Here is a 13,236-nt window from a genome sequence, read left to right as displayed (position 1 = left end):
CGGCGTATTCCAGCGCAGGGGGTGACCTGCAATGAGGACGCAGGCCCTTGGCATCATCACAGCCAAAGAATTCCGTGACCATCTGAGAAGCAGGCGTTTCCTCACGATCCTTGCCGTCTTCCTCATCGTCGCAAGTCTCGGGATGATCGCCGGGACGGTTCAATACCAGAAAGACCTGGACGAATACAATGAAGCGCAGGTGCTCGCGTCCGGTGAAGAAGAGCCCGTCAGCACCAGATACCCCCCCTCCTCTTCACGTCCCTCGATCATGAAAGTCTTCGAACAAATAGGGTCCATGACCGCCATCATCGGGAGTTTCCTCGGGTTGGCGATGGGGTTCGACCTCGTAACCAGAGAGAAGGAGAGCAAGTCGCTCAAGATGCTCCTCTCTCATCCCATCTATCGCGACGAGGTGATCACCGGGAAACTTCTCGGCGGCGCCGGGGCCATCGCCCTCGCGGGTGCCATCACCGTAGGTATCGCCCTCGCCGTCCTGCTCATCGGTGGGGTCGTGCTCAGTTCTGTCGAGATGATAAAGGTGCTCCTCTTCGGGGTGTTCACCTTCCTCTTCATCTTCTCACCCTTCGTGGTCGCCCTCTTCTTCTCGACCGTGGCAAAAAATAGTGGGATGGCCCTTGTCGCCTCCCTCGCCCTCGTCGTCGTCACCATGCTCGTCATCCCGCTCATCCTCACCATCCCCATGGTCACCGACACCATCCTTGGCGAACCTCCTGAGTTTCCTGAAGAGTCCGATGCAGAGGAGATCGCGGAGTACGAGACGGAGATTAAAGCCTACTATGACGCACGAAACACTCTCATGCGCACGGCGATGCTCATCTCACCGTCCTGGAATTATGATCAGATCCTTGAGACCATGATACCGGATGACCGTAACAGAGACGATATCTCTGATGATACTGAAGAGCCCGGAATCTCCGCACTCTTCGAGATGATCGCCGATCTCTCGCACCACCTGATCGCACTTCTCGTACTCCCGGCGGGCTTCTTCGGGCTTGCGTGGGTGCGGTTCGCACGGGAGGATATTCGATGAGGGTCCAGACCCTCAACGTGATCGCGGGCAAGGAGTTCCGCGACCATGTGAGGAGCAGACGGTTCCATATCCTCTTCGGGATCCTCCTCATCATCGGCCTCACCGGTCTTGTCGCCGGGATGGTCCAGTACCAGAACGACCTGGACGACTACAACCAGGCCCAGGTGGACGTGAGCGGAGAAGAACTCCAGGCCGGGGCCATCGGCACAAAACCCTCCCCCCTCTCTGCCTTCGCCCAGATGGGTTCTCTCATCGGGACACTCGGGGCGGTGCTCGGGATCGCGATGGGGTTTGACCTCGTGACGAAGGAAAAAGAGAGCAAATCCCTCAAACTTCTCCTCTCTCATCCGGTGTACCGCGACGAGGTGATCACCGGCAAGGCACTCGGCGGCGCTGGCGCAATCGCCCTCGCGATGGGGATCGTGCTTCTCCTCGCCCTTGCCGTCCTCCTCATCTTCGGGGCCGTCCCTTCGTTCGAGGAGAGCGTGCAGATCCTCCTCTTCACCGGGCTCTCATTTCTCATGGTCTTCTCCTTCTTCGTCCTGGCCCTCTTCTTCTCGACAGTCGCCCCAAACAGCGGGAGCGCCCTGGTCTCGGCGTTCATCGTCTTCATCACCCTCTCGTCCCTGACGTCGCTGATCATCTCCACCCCGGCACTCAATCTGCTCATCGGCGACTACCCCCCCGGACCGCCCTCAAGTGACAGGATGTTGAGTCCTGAGGAACAGATCGAAAAAGATAGGCTGTGGGAGGAATACCGGACACAGAAGATCGCCCACGAACAGAAGCGTCAGGCGGTCAAGGATACGCTTTCCCTCTTCTCGCCAGACAAAAATTACCAGAAACTCACCGGTGCCGTCACCGCCCTCCATGTATCAGAAGAGCGTCATCAGTCTCTTGCCGATCTCTTCGGGATGCTTGCCGGACACATCGTCGTCTTCTTCGTCTTCCCGGCGGGCTTCTTCGGGCTGGCATGGGTGCGCTTTGCACGGGAGGATATTCGATGAGGGTCCAGACGCTCAGGACCATCGCGGGCAAGGAGTTCCGCGACCATCTCAGGAGCAGACGGTTCCTCGCGCTCCTTGCCGTCATCCTGATCATCACCGGGACGGGAGCATTCTCGGGCATGATCCAGTTCCACAAGAGCCTTGATAGATACCACGACGCACTGACGGTCGTCTCCGGGGACGACGCACCCCCCGATCCGACGGCCTCCTCGAAACCCTCGGTAACGGTGATCTTCCATCTGATCGAGATGATGACGGCGACGTTCAGCGCCTTCATGGGGATCGCGATGGGGTTCGATCTCGTGACCCGTGAAAAAGAGAGTAAATCGCTGAAGATCCTCCTCTCCCACCCGATCTATCGCGACGAGGTGATCACCGGCAAGGCACTCGGCGGGGTCGCGGCCATCGCTCTCGCCGTCGCGATCGCCCTCGGGGTGAGCTGTGCGATTCTGCTCATCGGGGGGACTGTCCTCAGCCCGATCCAGACGATACAGACGTTCATCTTCGGGCTCTTCACCGTCCTCTTCATCGCCACCTTCTTCATGATCGCCCTCTTCTTCTCGACGATCGCATCGGAGAGCGGTACCGCATTCCTCTCCTCTCTCATCGTCCTCGTCCTCGTCGCCGTCATCCTCCCGTTCTTCGCCTACAATCCCCTGGTCCTCGATGCCGTCCTTGGCGAACCGCCGGAATGTCCCGAAGAAGCCTATTCAACGGATGTCTCATATGGAGAGAGTCTTGCTCTCCTCGATGAGTATGATGCAGAGAACGAGGCCTACTGGAACACACGCAACACCCTGATCACCGCGACGATGATCATCTCGCCCGCGTGGATCTATAATGCGGCCACCGCTGCAGTGACGGCACTTCCTCCCGCCGACGACGGCATGCAGGACTATAGTCCAGGAACCATCCTCTCGGTCCTCCTGAACTCCTGGTATATCTTCGCCGCCCTGATCGCCATGCTCGTCATGCCCGCGTTTTTCTTCGGGCTCGCATGGGTGAAGTTCGCGCGGATGGACCTGCGGTGAGAGGCGCATCTCCCCATTTTTATCATCAGTTGGCTTTGTAGAAATCATCTTGATGGTTCTCTTCGCCGGGAGGCTGGCCGCCCCCCGAAACCCCCCGCGCGAAGATAGGTGACGGATTGCAACCCCCTCTTCATGGTTATCTCTCCGCCTTCCCGTCCCAATCGCAATCCCGGGGGGTCAGGGGTGCTACCCCCCGGCGTGAGCATGAGGGAAGGCGATGGATTCGGTTCACAGGGGTTGAAGCGATGAAAAGAGAATGGTTTACCATGAAAATGATCCTGAAGATCATCAGGCCTTCTGCCTTCCCATCCCAATCCTGACGTGGGGGTCCGGGGGTCGCAACCCCCGGCGCGATTTATGGAGGAAGGCGTGCGATCAGAAAGAGAAAGAAAGACACGAGATCAGAAGCCGCCCTCTATTGCAGAAACTTCCCTGCCGTCTCGCGCCGGGGGCCGTGCCCCCGAACCCCCACAGACGAAGATGGCCGAGGGGCGGCAGGTCAAGAGATATATGGCCTTTCCCCTATCACGAGGAGAAGGATCAAGGACCATCTCACATGCCGGAGACCTGCACTATGAAATTTTCATCCCATATCCTTGAACCCCATGTTCATCCCTGATTACCATGAAAATGATCCAGAAGATCGCCTTTCCGGATTTCCGTAATGGTTTGAGACCTCCAAACACCTTCTGGACCGATACGAAGATTTTGGATACATCTTCCGAATGATCAGGCCTCTGCCTCCCTGACCCAATCGCAATCCCGGGGATCCGGGGGCGGGGCCCCCGGCGCAAGGATGTGGGAAGGCGTGACGATCAGATGTGCCGCCCTTAATTGCAGAATCTTTCCCACCATCTCGCACCAGGGGGAAACCCCCCGGACCCCCACGACGAAGATACCCGAGGGGCGGCGATGGAACACGATCCCCACCGATTCTCCTCTCTTGAAAAAGAGCAATCAAGCGACGAAATATTTTCATCCCGTATGCTTGAGCCAGAGGTTCATGCCCGATTCTACAGAACCCATCAGTCAAGAATATCTCGCCCGTCCGGGTCACCTCTTTGTCACTCCAGGACCAACATTCTCTCTTCAGCAGGTCCTGATATCATGGCGTGGTCAATGGAACGGAAATTCGCCCTCCTCGCAGGGCTGTACATCGCAGCACTCGTCGCCGCCAATCTCGTCGGGAACAAAGTCGCCGTCATCGGCGGGATCGTCGTCTCAGTGGCGATCTTCTCGTACCCGGTCACCTTCCTGGTCACCGATATCGTCGCCGAAGTCTTCGGGAAGAAGAAGACCACCGACCTCGTCCTCGCCGGCGTGGCCTCCCTCATCTTCGTCCTCCTCCTCACGGCCCTCTCTGTGGCCCTCCCACCGGCCGACCGGTTCCCGTACAATGAGGCATACACCGATATCTTCGGGATGTCGACGCGGATCCTCATCGCAAGCATCATCTGCTTTGCCGCCAGCCAGACCCACGACATCTGGGCCTTCCATTTCTGGAAGGAGAAGACGCACGGCAAACACCTCTGGCTCAGGAACAACCTCTCGACGATGGGCAGCCAGTTCATCGACTCCTTCGCCTTCATGTTCATCGCCTTCTACGGGGCGGCGCCCGAGTACACCCTCGGCTTTGTCGTCTCCATCACCATCCCGTACTGGCTGGTGAAGGTCGTGGTGGCGGCCGTGGACACCCCGTTCTGTTATCTCGGGGTGCGGTGGATGAGAGGAGAAGACGTGACCGGATCCACTCCTTGAAATAAAATACATCAGTTCAAGAGAGTCAGAGATGACGGGAAAACACGCCTCAAGCATACCGCATGACATGTTTTTCGTGGTAAACAGCGGTGTAAAATCGAGCATGAACCCTGGATTCACATATAAGAACTCATCCCCATCGATCCTTCTTCTGCACCCCTCGTGCGATCGCCACCGCACCGAGCGGGATAAAGAGGACCAGGGCCCAGCCACAGGCATTGGCCCAGAGAGGATACCCCCCATATGGCTCGGCAAGTCCCTGCAAAATGCTGAAGCCGAGGGCCGCAAAGAGGAGGGCCGGGGCGACGTACCTGATACAGAGGTCCCACCAGCGCCCGATGACGATCTCGGAGTGCGCATTGATGAACCGGCGCATCAGGTCGGCGCCATAGAGATGGCCGACCGCCACCGCCTCCAGGGCTCCGACCAGGACGAGAGCGAAGAAGGAGAGGTAATGGTCGGCGATATCCAGCCACTGGTATCCTGAACTGGTGGTAAAAAAGAGCCCGAGGAGGAAGCCGGAGATACATACCGCAGGGACGACAAGGCGGCGCGGGAGGCCGGTCTGGTCGATGACGGCGCGGTTCACCGCTTCGATCGTCGCAAAGGCCGAGGCGATCCCGAGCGCGAGGAGCATGAAGAAGAAGAGCACCCCAAAGATCGGGGCGCCGAAGGGCAACATCTGGATCGCCGCCGGATAGGTGACAAATGCCAGTTCGATCCCACCCCGCACCACCTCAGTGACCGGCACCCCTGCCTGGTGCGCCATATATCCGAGGGTGGAGAAGACCGCAAGCCCGGCGACGATGGAGGTGACACTGTTGGCGAGGGCGATGATCACCGCATTCTTCCCGATATCGCTTTTTTCAGGCAGGTAACTTGCATACGCGATCATCACACCCCATCCGAGCGAGAGGGTGAAAAAGATCTGGCCGTACGCCGCAAGCCAGACCTGGGGGTCGAGGAGGACCGAGAAGTCGGGAGTGAGATAGTAGGCGATCCCGTCCATCGCCCCCGGCAGGGTGATCCCCCTCACCACAAAGAGGAGGATGAGGAGCCATGGCAGGACGACGGTGACATAGGCCATCTTCTCCACCGACCTGACCCCCCTGATCACGGCGACATAGACCCAGAGCCAGGCGACGGCCGCCCCCGAGACGATGAGCCAGTTGATAGTATCAAAAAAGCCGATGCTCTCTGAGAGACCAAGGAATTCGCCGAAGAAGAAGGCCTCGGTATCCCCTGCATACGCAAGCGTGGTCGAGAAGACAGTGTAGTTCGCGGCCCATGCCAGGATGGTGCAGTAATAGGCCATCGTCAGGAATCCGATCAGCACCGCCATCCACCCGATCCACTCCCGGCGTTCGCCGAGCAGTGTGCGAAAGGAGAGGGGGGCCCCGGCCTTCGCCTTATACCCGAGCCCGAATTCCATGATCAGGAGCGGGATCCCGGCAGTTACAAGGGCGACGGTGTAGGGAATGAGAAAGGCACCACCGCCATTCGAATAGGCCATGTACGGGAAGCGCCAGACATTCCCGATCCCGATCGCCGCTCCGATGGCGGCGAGGATGAATGCAAGACGCGAACTCCAGAGTGCCTTTTCATTCACAATAATCCTGATAACGTTGACCTGAAGTGTAAAATAATTATAGAATATAAGTAGAATACTTCTGGTTCGAGCAGTGTTTTATTATAATTTCGGCTTTGTAGAAATCCTCTCCTTTCTGGGTGCGAACGTGATTTTTCCGCGATTCTCCATCATACGCGCCGGGGCCAGGATGAAGCTGAGAAGATAGAATAGACGATCATGATGGGGGCGGCCATGTGATGATGCTCTATGTGGTGTCGTGTCCTGAAGGGGGAACGCCGGTACAGTGCACGATCAGGAGACCCATGATCATGTTCAATCGCGTATGCCTGAGCCACAGAGTCGTGCCTGATTGTACAGAGCCCAGAGGCCGTGCATGTACCTGACCGGCAGGGGTGGTCGTGGAAAAATGCGGTCCTCCCTCCTCTCATTCCGACAAGGTGCGTGAAATCTGGGGGTGAGGGATGATGAAATTTGGCGATTTATGGAGTAATATTCCAGACGTCATCCTCCCTGAATGAAGTCTGGATGCTATTGGTATGGTAGAGGTCTTTCCCTGAAATGCACAAGGAACCTGTGTGGTCTGGACAGAAGACTACCTCTGCCCTTCGGCGGGGGTCACCTCACGCGTTCACCCCCCTGGAGAGAGAAGGAGACTCTTTCCAGTGCCGTCGCTGTACCTCGCCAGCCTGTCCAGGTCTGATCTCTGCAATGTTCATGGTGCTCTGTATCTATAGTCGGCCATTCGGGGCTAATGTAGTCTTCCCAAAGAATGTTTGGAAAAAGTGCTGTGATGAACATTTTGAACATTTTACCGGATATATGGTGCGAATGCACGGAAATGGGCTCATGCAGAGGGCCCGTAGTACTCTTCTTGGTGATGAGCATATCCCCAAAGTATCCCGGACATGAATCTTCGTCTGGATCAAAACCTTTCATTCCAGAAATTCAGAGCGCAGATCTTCCGGCGGGTGGCTGGCTGTCCCACAGTCCCCCTACAGAAGAGAGGGGGGGACGGTCATCCCCTCTTCTGATCATCACATGTGCCTTCCCTCCCCTATCTTCCTCCCGGGGGTCCGGGGGCAGCGCCCCCGGCGGGAGGCTATGGGAAGGCATGATGATCCGACGTGCTGCCCCACATAGAGACTAATGAATGTTTTCCTGGTTTCTTTCGCCGGGGGGAGACCCTGCGAAACCCCCGCGACGAAGATAGAGGTCAGGTGGCAGGACCCCGGCGAAAAGATAGAAGGAGGCGATGAATGGATGTTCACGCTACGAAGACAGGAGAGTTTGATACTATCATCTTTCTTTATCTCTGGCAGAGGGGGAACTCAGGTGAGTTTTGGGATGACCTCGATGCGTATCCTGGTGAGGGTGCGTCCTGCCCGGCCGCACGGCTGATCGGAGATTGCCCCCTCCTCCAGGGATGTTCCACGAACGAGGGGGAGAGGACCCGCGCCCTTCAAAGAGTCAGGTTCTGCCCGGGGAGGCCGGATCATTTTTTACCCTGCGGCCCGCATCTCCCCGTGATGGCGGAGGTGCGCAGGGCGATCGTGGCCGCGGCGCTTCTTTTCATGGGTGTGCTGGTCGTGCTGGTCCTGACTGGAGTGCCATCTTTTCCCCTGTCTCTTCTCCTTGCTCTGCTCACCGGGACCGCGCTCCTCGTCGCCGGCGTTCTTCTCCTCGGGCGGCGGTCAGGAAAGAACCCCCTCCGTGACCTCCAGAGCCGCGATCCGGACGTCCGCTACCTGGCGGCGAGGGCCCTTGGCGAATCCGGCGATCCGGCGGCGATCGGGCCCCTTGAAAAGGTCCTTGCAGACGAGGAGACAGGCGTGAGGTGGGCGGCCCTTGAGGCCCTCGGGGCGATCGGCACCCCGGCGCTCCCGGTCCTGATCGGGCTCCTTGATTCAAGGGACGTCGACCTCAGGTGGGGGGCGGCCGTGACCCTCGGCGAGGTCGGCGACCCTGCGGCCGTTGGCCCCCTGGGTGCGGCCCTCGCCGATCCTGACCGGTATGTCAGGACAAGGGCGGCCCTGGCCCTTGCGGTCATCGGGGGGCCTTCCTGCGCCGTCCTCACCAGTGCAGTCGCGTCACCCGACCCTGAGGTCAGATGGGCCGCCGCCCTCGCTCTCGGTCGGATCGCCTCGCCTGCGTGCGTCCCTGCTCTCTGTTCCCTCCTTGCCGACCCCGACCCCCAGGTGAGATGGAAGGCCGCCGAGGGCCTCGGGGCGATCGGGAACGAGGAAGCGGTCTTCGCCCTGATCCCGCTCCTTGCCGACCCCGACCCCGGGGTAAAAGCCGGGGCCGTGGACGCCCTTGCCGGGACCGGGTCTGAAGCCGCTGGCATGGTGGTCGAGGGGTTGAAGATGCGTGACCGGTGGTTTGGTGCGGTGGACACTCTCAGGGAGATGGGGGCCGCCGCTCGTCCGGCCCTCCATGCCGCCCTTGACTGGGAAAATCCCTGGGTGCGGATCGGGGCGGCCATGGTCCTGGCAGAGGAAGGGGACGAGGCTGGGACCGCCGCCCTCTTCGCCGCCCTCGACGATCCCGACCCCGACGTCCGCGACGCCGCGAGGCAGACCCTCTCGGCCGGGCTGAGGCGGGAGAATGAGGGGGGGAGTGACCGCGGCGTGATCTGATCGGCCCGCGGCTCCCTGTCCATTTCCTCTTTCTCTTCTCACATGCATCGGGGGGGGCGCGGGCGGCAGCAATGCAGTGGGCTTTTCATCGTTCTCCTGCTCCTGATGCGGAGCATATATCCATGCCCTATCCCGAGATCCCGGTCATATTCATTGCGTATGCGTGAGGCGAGATCTCACGTCATGCCGGATTTTATTGAGCCGAACATTTTGTCCGGCCCGGGAGGGCACCAACCATTATTGTCCCAGGCGACGACCTGATCTCCATGGTAGCGGTTTCCCCGTCGATGGCTGAATACTTCAAACTGCTTGAGAAAAACCTCAATACAGTCCTGAAGGTGGCGGAGGAGGCGCGGGCCAAGGACTTTGACCCGCGCACCACGATCGAGATCCCGCTGGCCAACGACCTCGGCGACCGGGTCGAGGCCCTTCTTGGAATTAAAGGCGTCGCCGCGCGGATCAGGGAACTCGAAACCCAGATGTCCCGTGAAGAGGTCTCCCTCAAGATCGGCGACGACTTTGCCGCAAAGATGTTCGGGGAAGAGACCCGTGAAGAGGTCGCCGACCACGCGATCAGGACGGCGGTGGGGCTCCTCACCGAAGGGGTGGTGGCGGCGCCGACCGAGGGGATCGCGAAGATCGGGTTTGGCAAGAACGACGACGGCACCGAATATCTCAAGATCTATTATGCCGGCCCGATCCGTTCTGCCGGCGGGACGGCCCAGGCCCTCTCGGTCCTGGTCGGGGACTATGTCCGCCAGCAGATCGGGATCGACCGCTACAAGCCCAGGACCGAAGAGGTGGAGCGCTATGTCGAGGAGCTCAAGCAGTACAACGGCATCCAGTCGATGCAGTACATGCCAAGCGACGACGAGATCAGGCTGATCATCAAGAACTGCCCGGTCTGTATCGACGGGGAACCGACCGAACGCGAGGAGGTCTCAGGCTACCGCAACCTGGAACGGGTGGAGACGAACACGGTGCGGGGCGGGATGTGCCTGGTCGTCGCCGAAGGGTTGGCCCTCAAGGCCCCGAAGGTGATGAAGAACGTCAAGAAGATGAAGATGGAGGGGTGGGACTGGCTCCAGCAGATCATCGACGGGGCTTCGAGTTCTGACGACGATGAAGAGGAAGAGCCCGGTGTCCACCCGAAGGACAAATATATCCGCGATCTCATCGGCGGCCGTCCGGTCTTCTCGTATCCGATGCGCACCGGAGGGTTTCGGCTGCGCTACGGCCGGTCCAGGAACACCGGGTTTGCCGCGGCAGGGTTCAATCCCGCCTCCCTCCACATCCTCGGTGACTACCTGGCCGTCGGCACCCAGATGAAGACCGAACGTCCCGGCAAGGCGGCCGGGGTGGTGCCGGTCGACACCATCGAGGGCCCGACCGTCCGCCTGAAGTCAGGGGAGGTGCGGCGGGTCGACGACGCCGAGGAAGCAAAGCAGATCATCCCGCAGATCGAGAAGATCCTGGACATCGGGGAGATCTTGATCAGTTATGGCGAGTTCCTGGAGAACAACCACCCCCTCATCCCGCCGACTTACTGCGAGGAGTGGTGGCTCCTTGAAGGCGGCCCCCGCCACCCTGAGTGCGAGATCGAGGCGATCGAGTTTGCCCTGGAAGGCGCCCCCCTCCACCCGGGCTACACCTGGTGCTGGGACGACCTCGACCCGGCCCAGATCAGGTGGCTTGCCGACGAGGTCTCGGCCCATGGCCGGGTCGAGGACGGTGCGCTCAGGATCTCGGACAGCCCGGGACTCAGGGAGGTGCTGGACGTGCTCCTCATCCCACGCACGGTCGAGGACGGCGAGGTGGTGCTCAGGACCCCCCTCGCCTTCCTGGCCTGCCTGGGGCTCACTCTCACTCTTGAGAAACGGCCGGTCTGGGAGGATGCTCCCGACGCCCCCTCTCTTGCCCTCGTCTCTCACCTCTCAGGGTTCACGGTCAGGTCGCGGGGCGGGACCAGGATCGGGGGACGGATGGGCCGGCCAGGCAAGTCCAAACCCCGTGAGATGAAACCCGCGCCTCACGTGCTCTTCCCGGTCGGCGAGGCGGGCGGGGCGCGGCGTTCAGTTCAGACCGCAGGATCGTACCGCCCCAGGAGCAACCGGGACGGTGGGACGATCCATGCCGAACTCGGCGAGCGCCGGTGTCCCTCCTGCGGCGAGGTCACCTTCAAGAACCACTGTCCCTCCTGCGGCGGGCATACTGACCCGGTCTGGCGGTGCCCCAAATGCAACCGCGAGACCGAGGGGCGGATCTGTCCGGCCTGCGAAGGAGCGACGGTCTGTCTCCAGGAGGTGGACCTCCCGATCAAGGAGGAGTACGACGAGGCCCTCAAGGCCCTCCAGATGAACCACAACGCTTTGAAGTTGGTCAAGGGCGTCAAAGGCTTGATATCGGCCGAGAGGACGGTGGAGCCGCTCGAAAAAGGGATCCTCCGCGCCCTCCATGGGCTGTACGTCTTCAAGGACGGCACGGTCCGCTATGACATGATCGATCTTCCTGTCACTCACTTCAGGCCGCAGGAGGTGGGGGCGAGCGTCGAGCGCCTCAGGGCGATCGGCTACACCCACGACTACAATGGCGTCGAACTGACCAGGCCAGACCAGGTGCTTGAACTGCGGTGCCAGGACATCATGGTCTCCGAACTCTGCGGAGAGTGGCTCCTGAAGGTCTCCCAGTTCGTCGACGATCTTCTGGAGCGTTTCTACGGTCTCCCGCGGTTTTACAACGCGGAAAAACCTGCCGACCTTATCGGGCAGATGCTCATGGGACTTGCCCCGCACACGAGTGCCGGGGTACTCTGCCGCCTCATCGGGTTCACGAAGGCCCAGGTCGGCTATGCCCACCCCTTTTTCCATGCGGCGAAACGGCGGAACTGTTTCCAGGGCGACACCCTGATCAGGGTGATGGAGGAGGGGCGCTGGCGCGAGGTGCCGGTGAGTCAGTTCGTGCTGGAGAACTTCGACCTTTCCCGTCCTGGCCTGGACCAGGCCGGGACCCACTGGTCAGAACCAAAACACCGTGCCACCGTCCTCGCCGTCGACTCGCAGGGCAATGTCCGCCCCCGTCGGGTGACCGCGGTCTCGGTCCACCGCGCTCCCAATCACCTCATCAGGTTCGAGACGGCCAGGGGCCGGAGCCTGGAGGTGACACCCGAGCACACGATGCTGGTCTGGGACCTCTGCTATCTCAGGAAGATCATGGCAATGGAGGTGAAGGTCGGCGACCGCGTCCCGGTGATGGAGGGCGGAGGCGTCGTCTCCGACACCGTGACCAGGGTGGACTATCTCCAGTGTCCCGACGAGGCGGTCTACTGCCTGACCGTCGCCGAGGACCACACGCTCGCGGCGAACGGGATCTTCTGCGGGCAGTGCGACGGCGACGAGGACTGCGTGATGCTCCTCCTCGACGGGCTGATCAACTTCTCGCGCACGTTCCTGCCCGAGACGCGGGGCGGGTCGATGGATGCCCCGCTCGTGCTCACCTCCCGCCTCGACCCCAAAGAGGTGGACAAGGAGAGCCACAACGTCGATGTCGTCGACCACTATCCGCTCGCGCTCTATGAGGCGGCCCTCGCCTTCGCACCACCCAAGGACCTGGAGAAGGTCATCGACCATGTCGACCTCCGTCTGGGCACGCCGGCGCAGTACGAGGGTTTTCGTTTTACTCACGACACTGCCGATCTCTCTGCAGGACCCCTGGAGTCCACCTACACCAAACTCGGGACGATGCTCGAGAAGATGGAGGCTGAACTCGAACTCGCCGAGATGATCAGAGCGGTAGACGAGGACGATGTGGCAGAGCGGGTCTTGAACACTCATTTCATCCGCGACCTGATGGGCAATCTTCGCGCCTTCGCTTCCCAGACCGTGCGGTGCACCAAGTGCGGCCGGAAATATCGGCGCATGCCCCTCTCTGGCAAGTGCACGCGGTGCGGGGGCAAGATCCTCCAGACGGTCCATGAGGCGTCGGTGAAGAAATATCTCACGATGAGCCGGAATCTCTGCAAGAAGTATGACATCTCAGCGTACACCACGCAGCGGGTCGAGGTGCTGGACATGGCGATCCTCTCGACCTTCGGGGAGGAGAAGGAGAAACAACTGGGACTTGCCGACTTTATGTGAGGGGGGGCGAGACTTTCGTCCTGGCGTGC

At 60.5% G+C, this 13,236-nt stretch carries 7 protein-coding genes; 6 read left to right on the top strand and 1 reads right to left on the bottom strand.

Annotated features, from left to right (window positions below; genetic code table 11):
- Positions 1-31 precede the first annotated feature (31 nt).
- The 4 genes from J2129_RS10120 to J2129_RS10105 all read left to right on the top strand — a co-directional run bounded on the left by J2129_RS10120 (position 32) and on the right by J2129_RS10105 (position 4,847).
- On the top strand, positions 32-1,051 hold the full coding sequence (locus tag J2129_RS10120; RefSeq protein ID WP_209630746.1) for an ABC transporter permease subunit: 1,020 nt from the start codon (positions 32-34) through the stop codon (positions 1,049-1,051).
- A complete protein-coding gene (locus tag J2129_RS10115; protein ID WP_209630745.1) occupies positions 1,048-2,058 on the top strand; it encodes an ABC transporter permease in 1,011 nt (336 codons plus the stop codon). The genes J2129_RS10120 and J2129_RS10115 overlap by 4 nt, the downstream gene beginning before the upstream one ends.
- A complete protein-coding gene (locus J2129_RS10110) occupies positions 2,055-3,089 on the top strand; it encodes an ABC transporter permease subunit (protein ID WP_209630744.1) in 1,035 nt (344 codons plus the stop codon). Before J2129_RS10115 ends, J2129_RS10110 begins: the two co-directional genes overlap by 4 nt.
- Before the next feature lie 1,119 nt (positions 3,090-4,208).
- Positions 4,209-4,847: a queuosine precursor transporter gene (locus J2129_RS10105; RefSeq protein WP_209630743.1), complete on the top strand. Its 639-nt coding sequence runs from the start codon at positions 4,209-4,211 to the stop codon at positions 4,845-4,847.
- A 130-nt stretch (positions 4,848-4,977) separates the two neighbouring features.
- On the opposite strand, the gene J2129_RS10100 is transcribed toward J2129_RS10105, so the two are convergent.
- Positions 4,978-6,456, bottom strand: coding sequence for a sodium-dependent transporter (locus J2129_RS10100; RefSeq protein ID WP_209630742.1), 1,479 nt, complete (start codon positions 6,454-6,456; stop codon positions 4,978-4,980).
- Between the two features lie 1,508 nt (positions 6,457-7,964).
- Between J2129_RS10100 and J2129_RS10095 the strand changes: the two genes are divergently transcribed.
- Together J2129_RS10095 and J2129_RS10090 are read left to right on the top strand one after the other, a co-directional pair.
- On the top strand, positions 7,965-9,074 hold the full coding sequence (locus tag J2129_RS10095; protein WP_209630741.1) for a HEAT repeat domain-containing protein: 1,110 nt from the start codon (positions 7,965-7,967) through the stop codon (positions 9,072-9,074).
- 266 nt (positions 9,075-9,340) lie between these two features.
- A complete protein-coding gene (locus J2129_RS10090) occupies positions 9,341-13,207 on the top strand; it encodes a DNA-directed DNA polymerase II large subunit (protein WP_209630740.1) in 3,867 nt (1,288 codons plus the stop codon).
- The last annotated feature ends 29 nt before the right edge of the window (positions 13,208-13,236 follow it).

It is taken from the genome of Methanofollis sp. W23, assembly GCF_017875325.1.
In the GTDB taxonomy this organism is placed as follows: Archaea; Halobacteriota; Methanomicrobia; order Methanomicrobiales; family Methanofollaceae; genus Methanofollis.
Note: the sequence above shows the minus strand (reverse complement) of the source record. Positions and strands in the feature narration are given on the sequence as shown.